This is a genomic window from Alteribacillus persepolensis (assembly GCF_900099605.1).
GTDB classification, from domain to species: domain Bacteria; phylum Bacillota; class Bacilli; order Bacillales; family Marinococcaceae; genus Alteribacillus; species Alteribacillus persepolensis.
In genome coordinates, this window is record NZ_FNDK01000005.1 from 80,392 (window position 1) to 103,448 (window position 23,057).

Sequence of the window (23,057 nt, forward strand, 5' to 3'; positions counted from 1 at the left end):
AATGTGCCGGATATTTGAGGCAGAATAGGTCTTTTTAACAGCTTGTGATGCTTCTTGAAAAGGAGGAGACCTATGTTAGTAACTGTAGAGGATGAATTAATTTACTTTTATTTTCAAGAAAAAACGTCAGCTTCGCTTCCTATCGGAACATATCCAGATGTGAATGGCTTTTTGCTGTATGATAAAAAAGGGCGATGGCTTGGATACCGGATGTATCGGACCGTTTTAGGGAAACGGCATGTTCGGGTATCGATTCCGAAAATACGTAAGTTAGATTATCCGATATTTAATGCCAGTATTGAAGATGGAAAAGAATATATTGAAATTAAATTTGATAAAGATACCCCTGTGCATCAAATGAAGGAGCAGGAATGCATGCTTGATTTTAACGAACACGGGTTGTTTGGAATTGAAGTGATTCGAAAGCCGGAAAACCCGCCGGGAAAATGCGGACTGGTTCAAAAATTTCTAGAAATAGATGGATAAAAGAACGGTGCACATATACAAGGCAAAGCTTGATATGTGCATGTTCGTTTAAAATATATCAATGGTATAGGGAGAAACGGATGGTTTAGGATGGGTATCAAGTGCAGAGGAACGTTTTCCAACGTGTACGAATAAAAGGATGTACACTGTCCATTTTTCCCTTCCTGTTGCTTTCAGGATTCTTGCACTTTGTGGATCTGGACTCATTCATTATGCAGCATGTTTCTTTCTTTTTGAGAAGGGCCGGATTTTATCAAGCTCGGCTTGGCTGATAAAAATTCCCAGCAAGATAAACAAGCCTCCAGCTATCATCGGTATGGTCAAGGATTCATCCAAAAGGAGGTATCCAAATAAAACACCGAAAACTGGGACAAGAAGCATGGAAATAGCTGCTGTAACCGTATTAATTACTGTAAGCAAGTAATACCAAAGTGAAAAACAAATGGCCGATGCGACGACACCAGTAAACAGCACAGAAAATATGCTGGAGGCACTCCAGCGAATAGATTGTCCCCCTTCAAAGATAACAGCCAGAACGAGCAGTCCTGCCGTCCCTATTAACATTTGAAAGGTCGTTATAAACATTTGGTTAGAACCTGCTAGTTTTAACCGGAAATAAACATTAGAAACAGCCCAGCATATGGCGGCAATAAGTATCAGAGAGATGCCAATTGTATTTTGCCAGGAAGCCTGCTGAAATATATCGGTACCAATAATGAATGCTAAACCGGCGACACCAAGCAGCAGTCCGACAATATTTTTTTTGCTGAGTGTTTCTTTCAGAAAAAGAGAAGCAAGAATACTCGACCAAATCGGCATAGTGTATAAAACAATCGATGTCTTGCCAGCATCCACATAAAGCATGGCGTAAGTAATTAAGCCGAAAACGGCAAAAGTTTGCAACAGGCCAAGAGTAATGACGTGACCCCAATGCAGGGAAGTAAGTTTTTTCCATTCTTCTTTGTTAGATAGAAAGAATAAAAAAATTATTAATACAATACCGCCGATAAGAAAGCGAAGAAAAGAAAATGTAAATGGACCAATGTCTTCAAGGCCAATTTTCATCACAGGCCAAGAAAAGCCCCAAGCGACAGTCAAAAACAGTATGCTAATGGATATGGAAATCGTGTTTACTTGTTTTGTTTTCATGCATATAACACCTTGCCTTTTCAAGTTTGTCTGTGACAATCGTCTACTCGACAGCATAACATTCACTTAAGATAATGCAAGAAAAATACCAACTTGTGCATGAGGAGAGAGACATATGTTTCAAAGACTGCTAGTAGCTTGTTTAATAATGATTGCATCGATATTTTTCGTTATTTATTTCCATGACAATCCAGCTGCTTATTCACTTCCTTTTAGATAGAGGATGAGCTGAACGTATAGAAACTACATAATAAACCGAACTGATTTTTTTGAAAATCAGTTCGGTTTATTTGTTTATAACAGTCATTTCTATGTCTACATACTTCGCGTTTTGCAAGGATTCTGCTGACCTGGTCAAAAATCGGATTTCGGTCCATGCTGTTCCTGCCGGAAGCCGGCAGAATACTTATTTTGAGGGGCTGTCTCCATGTTGACTGCGCTTAGAAAAGGCTTTCTTATCTTCTGTTTGAGGTTGAAAGGAATCTGTTTCAGATTTGCTCCCTCTTACATTTTAGAAAAGTGCAGCGTTGCTGAAGAATGAAAATATAAGAAAAACACAAACTTTTTGTCAAGGCACTTGCGTTTTCCTTGTGTGTAATCATGTTGTTATGTACGAAAGGAGTATGCTGCGGACGTTTCTTATTCTAGAACATTGGTGCCGTTTTTTTAGCCATCAAACAAAAAATAAAAATGTTTCTTTTGATAACCGCTGCACGAGTGCATGTTATTTCATCAACAAAAGAAAAGTATTACACTTATTTTTATTTCTCAAACCCTTGTTTCATTAGCGGTAATCATTAAATTTTCAAAAAACTGTCTATATGATATTGATATTTATTCTCAAAGAGGTTATAATTTTAATGAAAATGATTATCAGTTTTATAAAAATGAAATACGGGAGAGTGTGCACATGTCAAAATTGACGACTGAACATATAGCTGTCTCCTATAATGAACATACAATTATTAACGATTTAAACATAGAAGTGCCAGAAGGTATGATTACTTCTATTATTGGCCCGAATGGGTGTGGAAAATCAACCTTGTTAAAAACAATTTCCCGCATTCTTAAGCCAGATCAAGGAGCCGTCTATTTAAATGGAAGAAGCATTCATCAGCTGAAAACAAAAGAAGTGGCAAAAGAAATGGCGATACTAGCGCAGACACCAGATATTCCGCAAACGTTAACGGTGTCGCAATTGGTTGCCTTTGGCCGCTATCCTCATCGACGCAAAAGCGGCCGCTTAACAGCACAAGATAAAAAAGCAGTGGCACAAGCTTTAGAAGACACAGGAATGAGCGAATACAAAGACCGGCCGCTTGACGCATTATCAGGAGGACAAAGGCAGCGTGCCTGGATTTCCATGGCATTAGCACAAGAAACTGATGTGCTGCTTTTGGATGAGCCTACTACCTATTTGGATATGGCCCATCAGCTTGAAATTTTAGAATTGCTGCAAGAGTTGAATGAGAAAGAAGAACGAACGATTGTAATGATTATTCATGATTTAAATCATGCCGCACGCTTTTCGGATCATTTAATCGCCATGAAAGCGGGAGAAATACAACACATTGGTGCTCCGCACGAAGTCATTAGTAAACCAGTTTTGCGCCGGGTATTTGGCATTGATGCTTATATTGTTCAAGATCCCCGTACAGGAAAACCGCTATGTATGACATATGATTTAGTAGACACGCATTTGGCACCGGTACCAGATTCAAATACACAGATAGCGAGGGTGTAGCGATGGCAATTGTATTTCAAAAAGAATCAAAGTCCATGATTTATGATGCGTTTTCGGTTCGTCAACATACACCAGAGGCATATGTGAAGAAGTTTTCGCCAAAAGAGTGGTTTCATCCATCGTCTCTTGCGACTTTTATGAAAACATACGGTTCTTATATAAACGCACCTGCCCCAGATATGATTGCAACATTTTGGGCCAATCGCTACAGCCGCTATATTGCTTTTTTTCATTGGGCGGCAGCAAAGGGATGGAGTACAGATATGACGTTTGACAGAATGAACGTTTATTTGTGTGAGCGGTCTGACCGGCGAGAACCAGCATTTGAGTTTCAAGTCGATATGCACCCAGACGGGTACATGACAGACCGGCAGACGAGAGAAGAGCGCTTGGCGGAGTTTTATCAGCACCACGTCGCACCGTTAATTCACGCATTTTCACAAGCAGCTGGGATCCGTACACGTGAATTGTGGGGACAGGTGTTCCACGCTGTTCCGTATTTTCTTCATCTAGCAAAGGTGACAGAGACGAAAGAAGTACAAGGTTACCTCCAGGATGATTGGTATTACATAACGCAAATGGCCGCCCCTTCTGTTTTTAAAGAGAAAAAGCCGCCATTTCAATTTAAAGTTATGGAGATACCTAATCCAGTCGAAGACAAACCATTATACACAAAACCAACGTGCTGTTTAGCATACAAAGCTTCGGGTAATTGCTGTTACCGGTGTCCGCGCATGAAACCAGCCGAAAGGCAGAAGTTATATGAAGAAAAGAAAAAGTAAGAGACTGGGACAAAAGTATAGGAACCACATGATGATCCGAACGATTTATTAAAAATCAGTTCGGATTATTTGTTTATCACAGGAATTTCTATCATTGCTCTGTCAACATACGTCACATTCCGCGAGCACGGCCTATGCAAATGATTTACCGACGGCGGCCTTCCATTGGTTAACTGAAGCCTTGCCCGCGGCAAGCGAATGTATTTTTGTACGATCCACCCATTTACGCAGAAAAACCCCCACAATAAGTGAGGGTCCTTTTCATTTACTGGGGTTTGTCCCAGCTTTTTTTATGTTTGTACCTCTTGGAGAAGTCCATATTGTTTATTTACTCTTTGGAGCCCTGCCCATGAGCCATAAAAAGAAGGGAGCACCAATGACAGCAGCAACCAGCCCAGAAGGAATCTCTTTGGGAGCAAGTATCATTCTGCCAGCTGTATCTGCGAAAACGAGCAAGGCAGCTCCTAGCAACAGTGCTACCGGCAATACTTTCCGATGATCATGTCCGATGAACAAGCGTGCTAAATGAGGAGCCACTAATCCGATAAAACCAATCGTACCCACGGCAGCTACAGCCATTGCCGATGAAAAAGTAGCGAGAATGGCTGCCAGTAAACGGACAGACATTGTCTTTACGCCTAGTCCAATCGCTGTTTGATCACCTAGAGAAAGAATGTTTAATTTATTCATCAATATGATACTAATCGGAATTAATAAAATAACAGGCCAGACAAGAAATTGCTGCAGTTCTGAAAAGCCTGTTGCATATGTGCTGCCAGACAACCAAGTAAGAGCAGACGCAGCATTCATATTAGAACGTGTAATGAGAATTTGTGTAATCGCTCCTCCTGCAGCAGAGATACCAATCCCCATTAAAGCAAGCACTGCGGGTTGAAACTGTGTTTTCCACGAAAAGAACAACAATATGGCGACAGTGATAAAAGAGCCAATAATAGCACCAATTGGAATCCAAGCAGCAGAAAATCCGGAAAGAATAAACATAACGGTAAGTGCACCGACACCAGCTCCGGATGTGACACCGATAATAGAAGGATCAGCAAGTGGATTGCGCAGGATTCCTTGAAAGAGTAATCCGCTTAACGCTAGAAGAATACCAGCAAACATAGCAGATAATATTCTGCCAAGCCGAAGATCAAATATGATAAAAGATTGTCCTGATGATTCTTCGGTAAGTAGTGCGTTCCACGTCGATACGAATTGAAAGCCATTGCTGCCGCCAGCTAGTCCCGTAAAAAACGCAATAATGAGCAGAAGCAAAGAACCCAATAATATTACTGGGTATGGAACGTTTACAGACAAATTGCCAGGGGATAAAGAGTCTTTTTTTCCATTGGAAGCAAAGCGCGAGCGATTTCTTAAAAGCAGCCATACAAGCCAAGGTGCTCCAATTAGAGCGGTAATCGAGCCGACAGGAAGTTCAGTGAGAGATGGATCCAGCAAGCGTCCGATAACATCTGCCCCAATAAGGATGTTGGCTCCCCAAAGCATGGATGCTGGTATAAGCAAACCATGAAGCTGATAGCCAGCCAGTTTCATGAGATGTGGGGCAATTAACCCGATAAATGCCACCGGCCCTACAACACTTACCACAAGAGCGGTTAGTCCCACTGCTGCAAAGAACATGAAGACTTGCACCAATCTCACATTTTCACCCAATGTTTTTGCTTGATCTTCTCCGAGCAATAACACATCCATTTTTTTGCTAAGCCATAAGACAAGAAGAGCTGTAAGAGCAACCCATGGCAAGGCAAACAATACACCGTTCCAGTCTTGCTGTACTAATGTTCCATTTCCCCAAAGAAACAATCCAGCTGTTTCATATTCAAAGAAAATTTGCAGGGTAGAGGTAAAGGATGTAAACATGAGCGTTAGTACCATTCCAGCCAACGCCATTCGAACGGGTGTAGCATTGTGGCCGCCAGCCAGAAAAAATACCAGTACTGCTGCAAATGTCCCCCCTGTAAATGCTAATATAAATCCATTATCGTTCAGCCAAGCTGGCCCAGCGACAGTACCTAGAACAACAAAAAAATAAGCTCCAGAATGGACCCCCAATGTGCTCGGTGAGGCAAGGGGGTTTTTTGTAAGCGTTTGAAAAATAACACCAGCTGCAGCTAAGGCAGCCCCGGCAATAATACCAATAACAATACGAGGTAAGTATATCGATTGAACAATGTTATGCTGCAGCGTGTCACCATTGTTTAAAAGAGCCTCCCATACAAGATGAAAGGGCATATCCTGGCTGCTTTGCAGCAAATGAGCTGCAACGAGAAATAGCAAGAGGGCTGTCCCTCCACCAAAGGTGAGGACAGCCTTCTTTTTTTGGGCAAGTGCATTCATACTGTTACTCTCCTATAAGCGCCTCCGCAGCTTGATTGGCAAATACTTCAGCTGAAAGCGGCCCGCCAAATGTCCACGTATCACCTGGAAGTCTGTGGGTGCGGTTTTCTTCCACAAAATTTAAGTTCTCCCATACCGGGTTACCTGCTAGCTGATTTGCAAAGACGTTGTCATCGTCTTGAACAATGTACATAAATTCAGCATCTTGATATGGTTCTAAGTTTTCTACTGTCGCTTCGGAGTAGCCGTATATTTCAAAATCAGTTCCATCATAGGCATTTTCTATTCCAATTTTATTTAAGATATTAACAGCCATTGAATTATCGGTAAACAAGCGAATGGATGCTGTTTCATTCGCACTGAAGGCTTGGGATAAGATAAGTTCTGTACCATCTGCACCTTCTTCTTCAAGTTTTGCTGCAATGTCATCATAAGCTGTTTCGAGTTCATTAAGGACTTGATCAGCTTCTTCCTCTTTGTTCACAGCTTTTGCTATCTCTTTAAATGTTGTTTCCATCTCTTCATATTGATCTCCTTCTCCTTCAGGAGGATAAGGCTCAAACATAAGAGTAGGAGCGATTTCATTTAATTCTTCACTAATCGCTTCATGTCGATATTGAGCTGTGATAATTAAGTCTGGTTCTAACTGAGCAATTTCCTCGAGGCTAGGTTCTTGCCGAGTGCCAACATCGGTGACACTGTCAGATAATTGAGGTTCTATGTTCACCCATTGGTTATATCCTTCAATGTCAGCAACACCAGCCGGCTCAACACCTAAAGCTAAGAGGTCTTCTGCATATACCCATTCTAACACAACGATAGTTTCAGGTGTTCCTTCTATTTGTTGTTCGCCGCGTGCATCGGTCACGGTAATGGTCTCTGTTTCTTGTGCTTGGTTTTCTTCATCGTTCGCTTCTTGTTCTTGGTCACTTGAGTCACCTTGGCTGCACGCAGCAGCGATAAGTAGCAAAAGTAAAAAGCTTACTGCTAGTATGTAGTTTTTTTTCATAATAACCACCCTTAGATTGATATTGAAAAAGATTCTCATTTTCAATAAAATGATACTATGAAATGACACCAAGGTCAATAAGCATTTTGCAATGTGGCCGCTAATAAGCTATTTTTTCTGATAATTCTAAATATATATGTTTGAATATTATCTATTCGTGGTACATATGTATAAACGAACTTCAATGAACTTCCACACCCTGTCACAAATAAAGCAGGAGGGATGTTTATGGTAGTAGAAATGGTAGCTATTATTGGATTGGCATTTGGTTTGATTTTTTCAAGTGTTGCAATGGCAGTAGCTTTGTTAAAGCAAGCTTCGACAAAAGATAGATAAAGATTAGATTTAGGAGGCCGCTCTAAAGGAGACATGTGCTTTACATCCTTTAGAGCGGCTTGTTTTTTTACGCTGTCAGGCGAAGAAGCTCAGTAAAACCAGCTGAATCTCCTGCTTTTAAAGTGCCTGTGTGGTTCTTACAGTAATAAGCGTAAATAAATAAGGATAAACAAAAAAAACGCTAAAAGTAATATAGAAAAGATAAGAATAGCCCACATATATGGCAGCTTTACATATTCAGACTGCTTTTTAATGGTTACAGCAGAAAGGCTGAAAGATATGAACAACGCACCAAGCAGACAAAACACAAACCATTCTGCAACTTGTTCCCATGGAAGAAAATAGACAAAAGGCATACAGGTAAGAATGAACACAACTACAGCAAAGGCTATTAAAGAGGCTCTGTACAGCCGGTTGTCTACTTTGGATTCTTGTAGTTGTTTTCGCCGTTCTATTCTGCTGTTGGCGTCATGCGGGTTTGTTGTATGAAAAGATGATGACAAACGCTTAACCCACTTTTGAATAGGCGAAAGCGCTAAAAAAGAGCGCTGTTCAAATCTCTGATTCATGTTCGTCTCCCCTATAATAAATATTAGTTAAGTTATGATAACTTCATGTTTGGTGGATAAATCTATGCATGATTATCATAACATATGAGATAAGTTTATTAGAAAAGTCCGATAGTAAGCAATAAACTTGAAGGAAAATAGAAAGAAGCATAAACTTTAAAGTATATCACGTATACAAAGGCAGGGATACTCTCATGAATTGGAACCAGACACAGTTTGTCGATGTACGATCACCTGCAGAATTTGACGAATATGCTTTGCCTGGTGCTGTTAATATTCCTCTTTTTACAAATGAAGAAAGAGCGGAAGTCGGTACTATTTATAAAAAAGAAGGGAAACAAAAGGCGATAGAAAAAGGCCTGGAAATGGTGGGACCAAAACTTTCACACTTCTATCATAATATGTATTCTGTTTACGAGTGTCATCCAGAAAAAGAACTTGTTGTTTATTGCTGGCGCGGAGGAATGCGCAGCAAATCTTTTGTTTCGGTCATGAATATGCTTGGTATCACATGCAAACAGCTGCCAGGAGGTATTCGTTCGATACGAAAACGTATTATAGACGACCTTGAAAAAGAACGAAAACGAAATAGAGTCTACTACGTCATCGCAGGCGGAACGGGGACTGCGAAGACGAATCTGTTACATCAATTACAGCTAGAGGGATATCCGGTTATTGATTTAGAGGGATTAGCTAATCATCGAGGGTCGGCTTTTGGACAAATTGGCAGAAAGCAGCACAGTCAAAAACAATTTGAATTGTGTTTATGGCTGCGTCTGAATGAGTTAACAGACAGCCCATATCTTATTGTGGAGGCTGAGAGCAAACGAATTGGCACAATTATTTTGCCTCGATTTATACAAAATGGCATACAGACTGGAAAAAGAGTTCGATTACATATGCCGATGCAAGAACGAATCAATACGCTGATAGCAACATATCAGCCGCACTGTTATCGTTATGAAATCAAGGAATCATTGAAAAAAATAGAGCGAAAGCTTCCAGTAGATGTATGTGAGCATATTCATCACTGTTTAGATACCGAGGACTATGAGAAGGCTGCAGAACTGTTGTTAGTACACTATTACGATCCAAGATACGAACATGCAGAGAGAAAAAGCAAATCGGCGCAAGTGTTCTATGCAAGTCACATAAAAGAACATGTGATAAACGTTAAAAAGTGGCTTCGACAAGAAATGCATACTTTTGCTACTTCTTGAAAAAGCACCGATCATGCCTAGCATATCGGTGCTTGAAAAATATTATTCTAATACAGTGACTTCTAAGTTTTGACGGCCAAAGTTTGAAGCATCACTTTTATTTTGCATGTAAATGTCAATTTTATTTCCATTAATAGCGCCGCCTGTGTCAGCTGCTGTATACGTTCCGTGACCTTCTACGCGTACTTTGGATCCAAGTGGAATTACATCTGGGTCGACGGCAATGACATTGGCATCAGGGTTGGCGTGCAAGTCAACACCTGTAGCTGTTACGCCGGAACAACCGTTGCAATTAGCTGTATATGCAGTTGCTTCTACTTGAAGAGTGCGTCCTTGTTCATCATTGCTTGTTTCTGAACCAACGTCTGCACGCTCTGCTTGAGGCTCACTGCTTGTACTAACGTCAGCGTTGCCGCTTGTTGTTGTTTGTCCATCTTTTTCTTCGTTGTTTTCCGTTTCTTTGGCAGGGGTGTCATTATACAATGCATTTTCTAATGCAGCATATGTTTGAGGGCCGGCTAAACCATCCACTAAAATGTCTTTTGAAGACTGAAAGGACACTACGGCTTCATGCGTGTTAGGCCCAAAACGTCCATCCACGTTATGATGATAGAAGCCAAGTGTTTCTAATCTTTGCTGCAGTGTTTCTACTAACGGTCCCTCATCGCCTTCTTTCACGATGGTTAAGGCGCCGATAGTATGCGGGCCGGCAATTCCATCAATAAGTAACCCATGTTCTTCCTGATAGTTTTTGACTGCGTTTTCGGTTGTATCATCAAATATTCCATTCTGTTCTGCTTTATTCAGAAAACCTTTTTGGACTAATAGTTCTTCTATGTCCTCGACTTGACTGCTTTCTTGTCCAACCGATAGTTCTTTATCTCCTAAGCTTTGCGCATCTGTGTTAACAGGGGCGGCAAAAAAGAGGAAGCCGGCTGCCAACGCAGGAATGGCAAACATGGTGAACCATCTTGTATATAAAAATTGATGCAAGGCAATAAACCTCCTTTGTGTTAATATAATGCCTTTAACGATTTACATCGTATCAGCTGCTAAAGTATGAAATCAACGAAATGCACGCGTCTTAAAGGAAATGAAAGAAGGATGTAATCAGTGAAATTATCCTATAATATTTGTTTTATTGTGTAGGTCTTTTCTCGTGGGGGAGAAGGTGGAGAAAAAGAAAGGTGCCCATGCTGAAGACTGCTTCAGCAGCGGGCAGGAGCGGATAAATTATGATTGAAAGCCGTGTTTAATAAAGTGTTTTATATCGTCCATGACACCAATATCCATAAAGATGACGGCTATGACGAGAATAGCGGGACCTAACAGCAAGCCAACGGCACCAAATAATTGCAGGCCTGCAAATAATGATACTAATACAGCAAGCGGGTTTAAGTTCATGCTAGAAGACAGAACTTTTGGTTCGATTGTCTGCCGGACAATCATCGTCACGCCGTATAAAACAGCTAAACTTATGCTGAGGCCGATACTGCCGGTAATGAGTAAATAGAGCGACCATGGTAAAAGAATCGTGCCTGTTCCCAGATAAGGAAGAAATTCTGCTATTCCAACGATAATAGCTAATGTCCCAGCTCCTTTCACCCGCAAGAGAGTCAATCCGATAAACACAATAATCCCGGTAACGGTCATGAGGACAAATTGTGCTTTAAAATAGCCGAAAACGCGTACCCACATTGCTTGGTAAAAAGCATGAGATCGTTTATACAGTAAAAGCGGAATACGCTGACGTGTTACCTCCGCAATCTTCTCCCAATCTTTTCCCAGAAAATAAATTGCTAATAAGATAAAGAGAAATGCCACAAGAAACGTGGGGACGCTTAACACAATTTGTGTCAGGCCATCTGCAATTTTCTGAGCGTATTGACCCAGTGCTGTACCAATTTGCGTTCCGATTTCGGAAATGCCATCACTTAACGAAAAACCTTCTCTTCTGCTGAAACTTTCTGCAGCCCCGCTGACTTCTCGCCAAACAGGCAGTACTGTCTGGTTAATGAACTGCTGGATATGGTGAAAAGTGTCTTCCATCCAGCGCGGCACTTGGTCAGCAAATCGCTGAAATCCATCTATGATTAGGAATGTTAATCCAGTAATGATACCTCCAATTACAGAGAGACCAACTAGTAATGATGTTAAGGCCGCTAATCCAGGGGGAAACTTTAATTTGCGCTGCAACAAATAGGAGAGAGGTTTTAACATCCAAGCGAAAAAGGCTGCAATCCAAAAAGGGTATGTTAGTTTGAAAATCACAGCTAAAGCCCATATGACAGTGATAATAAAAACAATGACCAGCAGAAATCTGGCAATGATCCAACCTGTTTGTTTTCTCACGTCCGTACCCCTCTTTTCTATTTGCAGCAGCAAAGCAGAAAGAGACAAAGGCTGCTTTGCTGCCGCGGTTCGTACAAGCATGTATATATATTTTACCTGCTGAAGGAATTGTATGACTAGATGTATAGAAATCTCTTTTTGAGGATAAAGTGAACGAAGGAGCAGCGGGTTATAGCAAAGAATCTAAGATGACAACCTTTGCAGCATTTCTCCAATACCTCGCACACCCTGCAATGGCTCACACCACGTATAATCATCAGGGCAAGGGACACTTCGCTTAACGACACGTGCATGTTTTTTCCCTGTTAATAAAACAATCGTGTGAACTTGCGAAAGGTGTTTGTCCAACCATTGTTGCCGCAGCGTACGGTCATTAATAACATGTTCTTTTGAAAAGTGAAAACCGATATCATAGTTTTCTGGCACAATATCATAAGGGAAGAGGAACCCGTGTTTAGCAGAAAGTACAACCCAAGGCAGTCCGTGCTTTCTAGCGTACTGTTGAGATTTTTTGTGCAAGGTGCCTTGATAGGCATCTTTTGCATACTGAGGGCCGCAATAAGGATTCATGTCCCAAGCTTTCTTTTTCCCACAAGGGAGTATACATATACTGTTCATCCAATCACCTGTTATATGGTAAGTTGTATCCGTTTATTTAAGAATAACAAAGTTCATAGAAATTGCAGTACTGACAAGCTCGAGTGTTAGATGTTTGTTCGAAACGTTCAATCGGAAGCGGCTTATTTTGGCTTGGATCACTTAAATAACTCGTCATCCACTCAACACTTGTACCGATTAATTCCTGCACTTTTTCAAGTGTTACTTCATCAAGCTGATGCTCCACTGCTTCTCCTTCTAATAAGTATTCATTGCGTATAATAATATGGTTAAGATCTGGTATGTTGTATTCTTGTAATAAATAAAGCACATATAACGCCAGCTGATATGGATCTTCATCGGATTTTTTACCTGTTTTCCAGTCAACAATAATCCATTTATTGTGGTGGTGATCCTTATAAAGCAAGTCCAACACGACAAATACTTTCAGCTTTCCAACTTCTAAAATACGGAACTTTTCCGCTTCTAAAAATTCAATATGTTCGTTAAAAGCTAACTCTTGCATCGTTTTACTTGTCAAAAAGTGGTGGACTGTCGTGTGTAAACGATGCTTAATTTTTTCAACCTTTTCAACAGGAAGTTTGCTCGTTTGGCCATAATACAGCTCGTGAAACATCGTCGTTTTTTTGGGGCGCTCCAGCCAGCTGCGGTATCGCCGGGTAGAGTCTATGAATCCTTTATTTAATCGAGTCCGCACTTGTTCTGTAAGTTCATTTTCGTTTAATAAAATTCCGGTATTTAAGTAGTGGTCAATGACCTCTTCAATCAAATCATGCACAACGGAGCCAAAAAACATTTCTAAGTTCGTTAGATTTTTCAGCCGGTAAGCCTGTTTGCTGCTTTCTGATGCATCGCGCAGCCATCCGTTGTGGGATGTATAGTATTGATGAGCATACTGGCGTGCACAATGCATTAACGTTTTATGGCGGGAAAGTGACCAAGAAAAATCAGGATATGTTTTTATTTCAAACAACCAATCCACCCTTTCTGCATCTTTTCATTATCTGTGTGCCATTCTATTATATCAAATGAATAAACAGGCCGCGTGGCAGAGAAAAAGCATTCCGTTAACGTCGTGATGAACAGAATGCTTTTTGTAGTTTGGGTCTGTTAAGAGAGGACTTGTTAATGCGAGCAGGCGAAACAGAAGCTGTTGTAATAAGACAGGCTAAAGGCAGCGGTACCTGAGGAAAACAGGAGCTGAACATTATGCGGAGAGTACTGTCATACCAAATGCAGGAAGTCAGTCGTCCCGATAATGGAGTGTAGCAGAGCTTCTGTTTTAGGTTTTCCGCTTAAAATACGAATTTTTTATTGGCAAGCAACTTCCGTTTTTAGCGGTGGCGTCGTGCAAAATCAACAAATTTAAATTTGTCTGGCCGGTGCCTGGACTCGGTATATTGAAATAGTGTTGTATCGTCTAGATATACATAGTTTTTCACAACAACAATGTTGGAGAAGCCGTCAAGGTCTAGCAGTTTTTTGTCTTCATCATCTGGTTCTTCAACAGTGATTTCTTTTTTTGCATAACTAATAGTTAAACCTAATATCGATTCCACATAATGGTAGATAGAGTCGGCACAAATTTCTTTCGTAAGAGATGGGACGATATCTTTTAACAAATAATCTTTGTCATAAATAATACTTTCGTTATCAATGGTTCTCACTCTGCCGACTTCCCATATAGGCGTTGTACGGGAAAGCGAGAGCTGTTTTTGGATGTAGCTGTCTGCCTTTGTCTGCGTGAGAGTTGTTACAAAAGTAGAAACTCTGCCTTCCATTTGTTTGGCCAATTCGTTAAAGCTGACTAAGCCTGAGACAGGAAAGGTGAATTTATTGATATCCAAAATGACAGAACCTTTTCCTTGGATTTTTTGAATATAACCGTGTTCGGACAACAAATTCAGCGCCTTGCGGATAGTTTCTCTGGAGGTGGAGTACTCTTCTACCAATTGGTGCTCCGACGGCAGTAAATCACCTGGTTTCAAAGAGCCGTTTCTGATCATTTCAGAGATTGTGTCATATATATTGACATACTTATTTTTCATGGAATCACCACTATGAATGTACTTCTGTTATCAAGTATACCACGGATTCATAAGGGCGCAGGGAGACGTTTTCGATATTATAAGCTGGATTGTCGTAGTTGCTGATTAATACTGATTTAGTGCCGGAAAGCAAGTGTTTCTTGCTGTCTGGCAAATGGAACACAGTTTCTTCTGCATAAAAATTATTTATAACCAGCAATGTTTGGTTGCCTGCTGTACGAGTATAGGCAAAAATTTGAGGGTGTTCATCAAGGATTAATTCAAAATTACTGGTTGTAATAATGTCATAATCTTTTCTCAGTTGAATGAGTTTTTGATAATGATAAAAAATAGAGTCTTCATCTGCTACGGCTTTTTCTACGTTCAGACGCCCGTAATTAGGAGCAGGGTCAATCCAAGGCGTACCGGTAGTGAAACCTGCGTTTGGTTTGCTGCTCCACTGTACAGGTGTACGAGAATTATCTCGAGATTTTTCTTGAATAATCCGCATAATTTCGTCATGGGAAAGACCTTTTTCCTTTAAGATATCATAGTGGTTCAGCGTCTCCACATCACGATAATCCGCCAGGTCATCAAACTTTGGATTGGTCATCCCAAATTCTTCTCCTTGATATATATAAGGTGTTCCCTGCATGAGATGAATAGTGGTTGCAAGCATCTTCGCAGATTCTCTGTGGTAAGTGCCGTCGTCGCCAAACCTGCTTACAACACGCGGTTGATCGTGATTACACCAAAATAAAGCGTTCCAGCCGCCTCCTCGATGCATTTCTACTTGCCACGTTGCCAGGATGTTTTTGAGTTGTAAAAAGTCAAAGTCGCTAAGCGCCCACTTTTCTCCATTAGGATAGTCCACTTTTAAATGATGGAAGTTGAATGTCATATTGAGTTCATGACGGTCAGGGCGCGTATATTTGATACAATCATCGATAGTAGTAGAGGACATTTCCCCAACCGTCATGGCATCATATTTAGAGAAAACCCGGCGGTTCATTTCATTCATAAATTCATGAACCCTCGGGCCGTCTGTGTAAAATTTACGACCGTCGCCCGGCGGGGTGCTGCCATCGTCATTTGGGAAGTCCTGGTCTTTCGATATTAAATTAATCACATCGAGGCGAAAGCCATCGACTCCTTTCTCGAACCAGAACGTCATCATATCATATACGTCACGGCGCACGTGTTCATTTTCCCAATTCAAATCCGCTTGGGTAACATCAAACAAATGAAGATAATACTGGTTTGTGCTGTCATCGTATTTCCAGGCAGGACCGCCAAACTTTGATTCCCAGTTGTTTGGAAGGCCGCCATTGGCAGGGTCTTTCCAAATATAATAATCGCGATAAGGGTTGTTTCTGGACGACTGTGCCTCTTGAAACCACGAGTGTTCTGTGGATGTATGATTAACAACGATGTCCATAATAATTTTTAAGTCTTTGCTGTGTGCTTCTTCTAGCAGCTGGTCAAAGTCATCCATTGTGCCGTATTCGGGGTGAATAGAATAGTAGTCACTGATATCATAGCCATTATCTTTTTGCGGCGAGGCATATATTGGTGTGAGCCATAATACGTCCACGCCGAGCTTTTTTAAGTAGTCAAGCTTTTCTATAATCCCTTGAATGTCACCGACACCATTTCCCGTTGTGTCATTAAAGCTTTTTGGATAGATTTGATAAACAACAGATTTTCTCCACCATTCGTTCATATGTACACCACCTGTCAAATTTTTAAATAAAGAAGCGGCCATTGGAGCATAAAAGTCAATGGAAGCAAAACAGAACAGGAGCGGTTGCCATCCTATCTTGTTCGGGGCAACCGTCCTGAAAGAATGTTAGACACTTATTTTTTTCATTTTCACGTACAGGTACGTAAGCACAAATGGCACAACAATGGCAATAATCATACCAATCGCAAACACGAGCCAGTATTGTGTATAAATGGAAAAGATGGCCGGAATGCCGCCGACGCCAATCGATGTGGCCAAAACGCCGTTAACGGTAATAAATACAGCAGAAATGGCTGAGCCGATAATGGCACAAATAAACGGAAAACGATAACGTAAATTAACACCAAACATAGCAGGTTCTGTTACTCCTAGAAAAGCGGAGATACCAGAAGACAGCGATAAACCTTTCAGTTTTTCATCTTTTGAAGCAGCCATCATCGCAAAAGCAGCGGCACCTTGTGCAATATTTGATAAAGCAAGAATTGGCCATAAAAATGTTCCTTGCAGGCTGCTGCCGATTAGTTGCAAATCCACCGCTAAGAATGTGTGGTGCAAGCCTGTAACAACCAATGGAGCATAAAGAAGGCCGTACAAGAGCCCGCCAATGGCGGCAAAATTATTAAATGTGTTCACAAAGAAGTCTGTAATGACATTACTAATTGTAAACATCACTGGTCCGATAACGATAAATGCCAAAAACCCAGTAATTAACAACGCACCTGGTGCAACAATTAGCATGGAGATAGCATCAGGCACTCTTTTCTTGAGAAAAATTTCAATTTTTGCCAGCACATATGACGCAAATAGAATAGGAAGAACTTGTCCTTGATAACCAACTTTCTCTACCTCTAATCCAAGTATGTTCCATATTGGAACTTCCCCTGCTTCTTTTGCTTCCCCATATCCGTGTGCATTCAATAAATCAGGATGAACAAGCACCAGTCCGAGAACAATTCCTAAAAGAGGGTTACCTCCAAACTTTTTCACCGCTGACCAGCCGATAAGTCCTGGTAAGAAGACAAATGCGGTACTGGCAATAATGTTAATAATGTCGGCCAAATCCGCCCACTGAGTATGAACATCAACTACCGACTGTCCTTCGTAGAAAATATCTGTACCAGTTAATATGTTGTTAATACCAAGTAAAAGACCAGCTGTAACAATGGCTGGAAGAATAGGAATAAAGATATCAGCCAGTACTTTAACCAGTTTTTGCACGATATTCATATTCTGTTCAGCTTGGGCTTTTGTTTCTTCCTTAGAAGATTCCTCTTTGCCGGTTATTTTAATCAGTTCTTGATACGCTTTTTCCACTGCCCCTTGTCCAATAATGACTTGGAACTGTCCGCTAGAAGCAAATGCTCCTCGTACAATATCAATATTTTCAAGCTTCTCCTGGTCTACTTTGCTTTCATCATGTAAAGCAAAGCGAAGCCGAGTAACACAGTGGGTGACAGATGCAATATTTTCTGTCCCGCCTACGGCCGCAACAATCTGTTCGACGGATTTTTTGGTTACTTTTGCCATGGATAACCCTCCTGGTAAACGTTTTCATGTCATGCAAAAAAAAGATACTACTATTAGTGCTTACATGCGGCGGTGATCATCGATAAACGATAATAATCCGCTTTCACTTCATGCTTGTATATACAAATTACAATCAATTTTCAGTTTAACTTGTATATACAAATAGGTCAATAAAAAAGATATAGGTATGTATGTTAAAAATATGGAAAAGTTACATGAAAAGCAGGTGGATAACTGAATAATAATAAAGAAGCCAATAAGGAATTAATGAAAGGCGGCACAGGTTTCTTATGCCATTATATCTTCTCCAACCAAGTTATTGCTATGCACCGAATCGCAAGGAATCATTATTTATTGTTTACAGAATAAAAGCAGTCATGTTAAATTCGTCATTTGCAAAAATCGACATGAAAAAAGGAGCGGACAATTATTTTAAATAAAAAACAACCAAAGCCTGCTATTGATTGGACAGTCTTAACGATAAGCGGAGGATTGCTTCTTTTATTTGTTCTGGTGTCATTTATTGATTTAGATGCGATTTCCTCCTTTGTAAATGTTTCATTTGATTGGTCTGTCACGTTTTTTGGGGCTTTTTGGCAGGTGCTCATGCTGGCAACGTTTTTCGTAGCACTGTGGCTTGGGTTTTCACGTTACGGAAAATTAAAGCTTGGAAAGCGTGATCAGCCAGAAATTAGTACGTTTAAATGGATATCGATGATTATGGCAACACTTTTAGCTGGAGGCGGTGTATTCTGGGCAGCGGCAGAACCTATGTATCACTTTGTTGACGCACCGCCGTTATTTGGAGAAGATAATAATCCGTCTACCGCACTTGCCCAAAGTTTCATGCACTGGGGATTTTTAGCCTGGGCAATACTTGGTACATTAAGTGCCGTTGTGTTGATGTATGGACACTATCATAAGTCGATGCCAATGAAGCCAAGAACACTGCTTTATCCAATGTTTGGAGAAAAGATTAACAATAACATTATAGGAAAAGTGATTGACGCGTTTTCTATTATTGCCGTGGCGGCTGGAACAATCGGTCCCATAGGGTTTTTAGGGCTGCAAGCCAGTTACGGGCTGCAGGCTGTATTTGGCATACCAGATGTATTTCTAACTCAGCTCATGATTATTATTGGGGTAGTATTCATTTCTACGATTTCAGCAGTGACAGGTTTGTACAAGGGTATTCAATGGTTAAGTAAGTTTAATGTGCGTTTAGCTCTTGGTTTGTTAGCTGCTGTTTTGCTGGTAGGACCTGCGGGCTTTATTATTGATCAGTACGTGGTATCATTAGGGACGTATCTAACAGAATTTGTTTCAATGGGGACTTACCGCGGAGAAAATGAATGGCTTGGATTATGGACGATATTTTTCTGGGGATGGTTCATCGGGTATGGGCCGATGATGGCAATGCTTGTCAGCCGTATCTCCAGAGGGCGCACCATTCGTGAACTGATGGTTGCTGTAGCCATTATCGCCCCTGTTGTCACTACATTTTGGTTTACTGTTGTTGGTGGTTCAGGTATTTACTTTGAAATGGAAAACCCCGGTTCAGTTTCGGATGCCTTAATGGATACAGGAATGCATGCAGCAATGATTGCTATTACAGAACAATTACCATTATCATGGATAATTACACCGTTATTTTTGTTGTTAACCGTTCTGTTTGTTATTACAACAACAGATTCTATGGCGTTTACGATTTCGATGGGGATTACAGGTGACGGGAATCCGACGTCGAAGCTGCGTATTTTCTGGGCGGTTTTAATGGGAGTGATCGCCGCTATTCTTCTATACATTGGAGAAGGAGGCGTAGAGGCACTGCAGAACTTTATTGTAGTAACAGCTGTCCCGGTATCCATTTTACTTCTTCCAATGATTTGGCTTGCGCCAAAAGTCGCTAAAAAAATGGCTAATAAAGCATAAGTAATAAAAACTGCCCGGGAAGCCCGGGCAGTTTTTTCTAGGTTCGAATATAAGTGCTGGGGGTATATAAGTGGTGTGCTTGTTTGCATTAAGGAAAGACTGCCTTTGTCAAAGGATGAAAAGATAAGAAAAACAGGGGCCTTCTGTCATAAAGACTCGTCTGCAAACCGCAAGTTTTTCTTAGTGATTGCCTATATCTTTTACTACCTGGCTTGTAACAGTCAGAGGAGGCGCCTGCGGGAAAAGCAGGAGCTGTTCATGCCAAGCGGCCGGAAGAGTCATCCAACCAGAAAGGGGGCCCCAACAACCTTGATAGACCTTTTTTATACAGAAGCTTTTTGCAGTTTGTCAATCATTTTTAGAGAACGGCCTGTGCCGATTGCCACTGCCTCTAAAGGTTGAGGGGCGATATGAACAGGGACGATGATTTGTTCACTAAGCCAGTCTTGCAAGCCATTTAATAAAGCCCCGCCACCTGAGAGAATAATCCCTTGATCGACAATATCACCGCTAAGTTCAGGAGGACATGTCTCAAGTGTTCCTCGAATTGCTTCAAGAATATGCTCTAAGGATTCTGCAATTGCTTCATGGATTTCGCTGGAGTGGAGCACGACAGACTGAGGAAGACCGGTAACCAAGTCACGGCCGCGTATTTCCATTGATTGTTCTTCATGATCTGGACTGGCATTGCCGATGTTAATCTTTATATCCTCTGCCGTTCGTTCTCCAATCAGCAAATTATAAGTTTTACGAACATAGTGAATAATATCTTCATCCAAATTGTCACCGCCGCGGCGTATCGAACGGGAAGAAACGACTCCGCCATAGGAAATAATTCCGACTTCTGTTGTTCCTCCGCCGATGTCAACAATAACATTGGCAGTTGGTTCTTCGACGGGCAGATCAGAACCAAGTGCAGAGGCAACCGGCTCTTCGATTAAATGAACGTCTTTAGCTCCGCAGCTCATCACCGCATCGCGTATTGCCCGTCGTTCAACAGACGTAGATCCACAAGGCGTACAAACAATCACTTTTGGTTTGCGAACAGAAAAACCAACGTTTTTACTAGTTTTTTTCATAATGTGTTTTAATAAGCTCGATGTTACATCATAGTCTGCAATAACACCTTGTTTGAGCGGACGCATAGCAACGATTTGTCCAGGTGTTTTTCCTACCATTTCTTTAGCCTCTGTTCCAACGGCAAGAACGTCATCAGTTTCTGTATGTATCGCAACAACGGAAGGCTCGTTTAAAACAATGCCTTTTTCTTTTGTATAAACGAGAATGTTAGCTGTTCCTAAGTCAATTCCAATTTCTGTATTTGATAGCATGTTATTCACCCTTCTTCAGGTTAATTGTTCCCATTAGCCATTTTATAGGGAAAGGGATAAAGACAGTAAGGGTCTAATAGATTAGATAAGAATGGTGGAAAAAAGAGGCAGGCTGTTTATTCCGATAAAAAAGGCTCATTTTTGTTTGATGAAAAGGGATAATTGTGAAAAAAGTTTAGTGAATAATGAGGGTGTTCACGACAAAGTAGACATATTAGCCTAGTTTTTGACACGTATTTAAACAAAATGTAAAGAAAGGGAATCAATTGTAATGAAACAAAAATAAAGCCAGGATGTGAAAAGACCTGGCTCTATCAATAAAGAAGAGTGTGTTCGAAAACTCACCGCCGCTTATAGATCTTCTAAGGACAGATTGTTGTGGAAGTTTATACATGTTTTTTCATTCAATAGAATTGCCTTATGTGTATATCGGAAATTTTCTTAATAAAGCAGCGACAATATATCTTCTTCGTTTACTGGTCCGAAATACTCATGTAAGTCAAATGGTTCCAGTGCTTCTTTTAACGCCCGGACTTCATATTTCTGGCCTTCTAACGCGTGTTCTATTTCTTTTGTGTCTTTGACTCCAAAGTAGTCTCCATAGATTTTACATGTCTCAATATACCCTTTTTTAACATTGAAACGAATGTCAATCAAACCGGCGTCAAATTTTTTCGAACGCTCTACATCAAATGCAGGGGACTTTCCGTAATTCCAATTCCAGTTTTTGTATCTTTTTTCTGCTATGACATGCACTTTATCCCAATCATCTTTTGTTAAGTGATACACAGGAATATGGTCTTCGGAGTGAAAAATATGACGCAGCAATGTTTGTTTAAATTCATTAATTGATAAGGGTGTATCGAGGAAGTCGTTAATATTTCCAACACGGCTCTTGATGGATTTTATCCCCTTGGATTTGATTTTTTCATCTTTTACATTTAACGCTGAAACAACGTGTTCAATTTGTGAATCAAGCATTAATGTTCCATGGCTGTACATCCGCCCTTTGGTGGTAAACTGAGCGTTGCCGGAGATTTTTTTGCCATTTGCCTGAATATCATTTCGACCAGATAACTCCGCTGGCACGCCCATATTATTTAATGCTTCAATAACAGGTTCTGTGAATTTTTTAAAGTTATGGAAGCTGTTTCCATCATCTTTTGTGAGAAAACTAAAATTAAGGTTGCCTAAATCGTGATAAACAGCCCCTCCTCCAGAAAGTCTTCTTACGACTCGAATATCGTTTTCTTCGACATAATCAACATTTATTTCTTCTATTGTATTTTGGTTTTTGCCGATAATAATAGAGGGACGGTTTACGTAAAATAACAGATACGTGTCTTCTTTATCTAAATCCATATGTTCAAGTGCAAATTCCTCTATAGCTAAATTGATCTGCGGGTCGGTTACACCTTTATTATCAATAAAACGCATTATGGTGCCTCCTTGTTAATATGAATACTAATGAAATGGGGAAGAAAAAAAGCTGGATATGAACATGCGTGTATATTTTACTACAATAATAATAACGTAACAAAAAGTTTGAACTGCTGTATCACCATGTGCTTTTAGAATACCCGGCAGTGAAGAAAGAATAACGAAAACAGCACAATAATTTTGATCCTGATGAGAAAGGTACAGGAGGAAGCATGTTGAAACGCTTCACCGAACGTACTGCAATTCTGTCATTGGGTATGCAGGTGAACGGTAGAAATTATATATTTCCTATAAAAAAACTCGGCATTAAGCCGAGTTTTTTATTGACTTTTTTATCTATACTCACTAAAATACAGTTTAACGAGTAAACATATAATCCTTATAAACATACTATGAATTGAAACAGTATAATTTATTGAATAGAGAAGGA

General features: G+C 40.5%; 18 protein-coding genes. 5 read left to right on the forward strand and 13 right to left on the reverse strand.

Features of this window, described 5'->3' with window-relative positions; all coding sequences use genetic code 11:
• Positions 1 to 72 precede the first annotated feature (72 nt).
• Positions 73 to 486, forward strand: coding sequence for a hypothetical protein (locus BLT18_RS06090; protein ID WP_091272167.1), 414 nt, complete (start codon positions 73 to 75; stop codon positions 484 to 486).
• Between the two features lie 210 nt (positions 487 to 696).
• Here BLT18_RS06090 and BLT18_RS06095 read toward each other — a convergent pair whose 3' ends face one another.
• Complete coding sequence (locus BLT18_RS06095) at positions 697 to 1,635, reverse strand: DMT family transporter (protein ID WP_091272168.1); 939 nt, start codon at positions 1,633 to 1,635, stop codon at positions 697 to 699.
• Between the two features lie 910 nt (positions 1,636 to 2,545).
• Between BLT18_RS06095 and BLT18_RS06100 the strand changes: the two genes are divergently transcribed.
• Both BLT18_RS06100 and BLT18_RS06105 read left to right on the forward strand, forming a co-directional pair.
• Positions 2,546 to 3,379 carry an ABC transporter ATP-binding protein gene (locus BLT18_RS06100; protein ID WP_091272306.1) on the forward strand — a complete coding sequence of 278 codons (834 nt, stop codon included), beginning with the start codon at positions 2,546 to 2,548 and terminating at the stop codon, positions 3,377 to 3,379.
• Between the two features lie 2 nt (positions 3,380 to 3,381).
• On the forward strand, positions 3,382 to 4,161 hold the full coding sequence (locus tag BLT18_RS06105; RefSeq protein WP_091272170.1) for a hypothetical protein: 780 nt from the start codon (positions 3,382 to 3,384) through the stop codon (positions 4,159 to 4,161).
• A 324-nt stretch (positions 4,162 to 4,485) separates the two neighbouring features.
• Here the strand turns inward: BLT18_RS06105 and BLT18_RS06110 are convergent, their stop codons facing one another.
• The 3 genes from BLT18_RS06110 to BLT18_RS06120 all read right to left on the reverse strand — a co-directional run bounded on the left by BLT18_RS06110 (position 4,486) and on the right by BLT18_RS06120 (position 8,436).
• Positions 4,486 to 6,522 carry an iron ABC transporter permease gene (locus BLT18_RS06110; RefSeq protein ID WP_091272171.1) on the reverse strand — a complete coding sequence of 679 codons (2,037 nt, stop codon included), beginning with the start codon at positions 6,520 to 6,522 and terminating at the stop codon, positions 4,486 to 4,488.
• Between the two features lie 4 nt (positions 6,523 to 6,526).
• On the reverse strand, positions 6,527 to 7,531 hold the full coding sequence (locus BLT18_RS06115) for an ABC transporter substrate-binding protein (protein WP_091272173.1): 1,005 nt from the start codon (positions 7,529 to 7,531) through the stop codon (positions 6,527 to 6,529).
• Positions 7,532 to 8,004: 473 nt separating this feature from the next.
• Positions 8,005 to 8,436: a hypothetical protein gene (locus tag BLT18_RS06120; RefSeq protein WP_091272174.1), complete on the reverse strand. Its 432-nt coding sequence runs from the start codon at positions 8,434 to 8,436 to the stop codon at positions 8,005 to 8,007.
• A gap of 194 nt (positions 8,437 to 8,630) precedes the next feature.
• On the opposite strand from BLT18_RS06120, the gene mnmH reads away from it, so the two are divergent.
• Complete coding sequence (gene mnmH, locus BLT18_RS06125) at positions 8,631 to 9,656, forward strand: tRNA 2-selenouridine(34) synthase MnmH (protein WP_091272176.1); 1,026 nt, start codon at positions 8,631 to 8,633, stop codon at positions 9,654 to 9,656.
• A gap of 42 nt (positions 9,657 to 9,698) precedes the next feature.
• Here the strand turns inward: mnmH and BLT18_RS06130 are convergent, their stop codons facing one another.
• The 7 genes from BLT18_RS06130 to treP form a co-directional block, all read right to left on the reverse strand.
• Positions 9,699 to 10,649, reverse strand: coding sequence for a peptidoglycan-binding protein (locus BLT18_RS06130; protein WP_245705194.1), 951 nt, complete (start codon positions 10,647 to 10,649; stop codon positions 9,699 to 9,701).
• A gap of 240 nt (positions 10,650 to 10,889) precedes the next feature.
• The gene (ytvI, locus tag BLT18_RS06135; protein WP_091272308.1) at positions 10,890 to 12,008 is read right to left on the reverse strand and encodes a sporulation integral membrane protein YtvI; all 1,119 of its coding nucleotides are present in this window, start codon (positions 12,006 to 12,008) and stop codon (positions 10,890 to 10,892) included.
• 183 nt (positions 12,009 to 12,191) lie between these two features.
• Positions 12,192 to 12,626: a DUF6884 domain-containing protein gene (locus BLT18_RS06140; protein ID WP_091272177.1), complete on the reverse strand. Its 435-nt coding sequence runs from the start codon at positions 12,624 to 12,626 to the stop codon at positions 12,192 to 12,194.
• A gap of 37 nt (positions 12,627 to 12,663) precedes the next feature.
• Entirely contained in the window at positions 12,664 to 13,608 is a 945-nt protein-coding gene (locus tag BLT18_RS06145) for a PD-(D/E)XK nuclease family protein (RefSeq protein ID WP_245705195.1), read from the reverse strand.
• A gap of 352 nt (positions 13,609 to 13,960) precedes the next feature.
• Entirely contained in the window at positions 13,961 to 14,674 is a 714-nt protein-coding gene (gene treR / locus BLT18_RS06150; protein WP_091272180.1) for a trehalose operon repressor, read from the reverse strand.
• A 10-nt stretch (positions 14,675 to 14,684) separates the two neighbouring features.
• Positions 14,685 to 16,376 carry an alpha,alpha-phosphotrehalase gene (treC, locus tag BLT18_RS06155; RefSeq protein ID WP_091272182.1) on the reverse strand — a complete coding sequence of 564 codons (1,692 nt, stop codon included), beginning with the start codon at positions 16,374 to 16,376 and terminating at the stop codon, positions 14,685 to 14,687.
• 126 nt (positions 16,377 to 16,502) lie between these two features.
• A complete protein-coding gene (gene treP / locus BLT18_RS06160) occupies positions 16,503 to 17,924 on the reverse strand; it encodes a PTS system trehalose-specific EIIBC component (RefSeq protein WP_091272183.1) in 1,422 nt (473 codons plus the stop codon).
• A gap of 459 nt (positions 17,925 to 18,383) precedes the next feature.
• On the opposite strand from treP, the gene BLT18_RS06165 reads away from it, so the two are divergent.
• Positions 18,384 to 19,856 (forward strand): BCCT family transporter, encoded by a 1,473-nt coding sequence (locus tag BLT18_RS06165; RefSeq protein ID WP_091272185.1) that lies wholly within the window; start codon positions 18,384 to 18,386, stop codon positions 19,854 to 19,856.
• Positions 19,857 to 20,179: 323 nt separating this feature from the next.
• Here BLT18_RS06165 and mreBH read toward each other — a convergent pair whose 3' ends face one another.
• Both mreBH and BLT18_RS06175 read right to left on the reverse strand, forming a co-directional pair.
• The gene (gene mreBH / locus BLT18_RS06170) at positions 20,180 to 21,187 is read right to left on the reverse strand and encodes a rod-share determining protein MreBH (RefSeq protein WP_091272186.1); all 1,008 of its coding nucleotides are present in this window, start codon (positions 21,185 to 21,187) and stop codon (positions 20,180 to 20,182) included.
• 441 nt (positions 21,188 to 21,628) lie between these two features.
• Positions 21,629 to 22,624 (reverse strand): lipoate--protein ligase, encoded by a 996-nt coding sequence (locus BLT18_RS06175; protein WP_091272188.1) that lies wholly within the window; start codon positions 22,622 to 22,624, stop codon positions 21,629 to 21,631.
• Positions 22,625 to 23,057 lie beyond the last annotated feature (433 nt).

Bases quoted from the DNA above. Each gene is read 5' to 3' on its own strand.
- treP (WP_091272183.1), bottom strand. From the start codon at position 17,924: ATGGCAAAAGTAACCAAAAAATCCGTCGAACAGATTGTTGCGGCCGTA.
- BLT18_RS06115 (WP_091272173.1), bottom strand. From the start codon at position 7,531: ATGAAAAAAAACTACATACTAGCAGTAAGCTTTTTACTTTTGCTACTT.
- BLT18_RS06095 (WP_091272168.1), bottom strand. From the start codon at position 1,635: ATGAAAACAAAACAAGTAAACACGATTTCCATATCCATTAGCATACTG.
- BLT18_RS06110 (WP_091272171.1), bottom strand. From the start codon at position 6,522: ATGAATGCACTTGCCCAAAAAAAGAAGGCTGTCCTCACCTTTGGTGGA.
- mreBH (WP_091272186.1), bottom strand. From the start codon at position 21,187: ATGCTATCAAATACAGAAATTGGAATTGACTTAGGAACAGCTAACATT.
- treR (WP_091272180.1), bottom strand. From the start codon at position 14,674: ATGAAAAATAAGTATGTCAATATATATGACACAATCTCTGAAATGATC.
- BLT18_RS06175 (WP_091272188.1), bottom strand. From the start codon at position 22,624: ATGCGTTTTATTGATAATAAAGGTGTAACCGACCCGCAGATCAATTTA.
- BLT18_RS06090 (WP_091272167.1), top strand. From the start codon at position 73: ATGTTAGTAACTGTAGAGGATGAATTAATTTACTTTTATTTTCAAGAA.
- BLT18_RS06100 (WP_091272306.1), top strand. From the start codon at position 2,546: ATGTCAAAATTGACGACTGAACATATAGCTGTCTCCTATAATGAACAT.
- BLT18_RS06105 (WP_091272170.1), top strand. From the start codon at position 3,382: ATGGCAATTGTATTTCAAAAAGAATCAAAGTCCATGATTTATGATGCG.
- treC (WP_091272182.1), bottom strand. From the start codon at position 16,376: ATGAACGAATGGTGGAGAAAATCTGTTGTTTATCAAATCTATCCAAAA.
- BLT18_RS06140 (WP_091272177.1), bottom strand. From the start codon at position 12,626: ATGAACAGTATATGTATACTCCCTTGTGGGAAAAAGAAAGCTTGGGAC.
- BLT18_RS06120 (WP_091272174.1), bottom strand. From the start codon at position 8,436: ATGAATCAGAGATTTGAACAGCGCTCTTTTTTAGCGCTTTCGCCTATT.
- mnmH (WP_091272176.1), top strand. From the start codon at position 8,631: ATGAATTGGAACCAGACACAGTTTGTCGATGTACGATCACCTGCAGAA.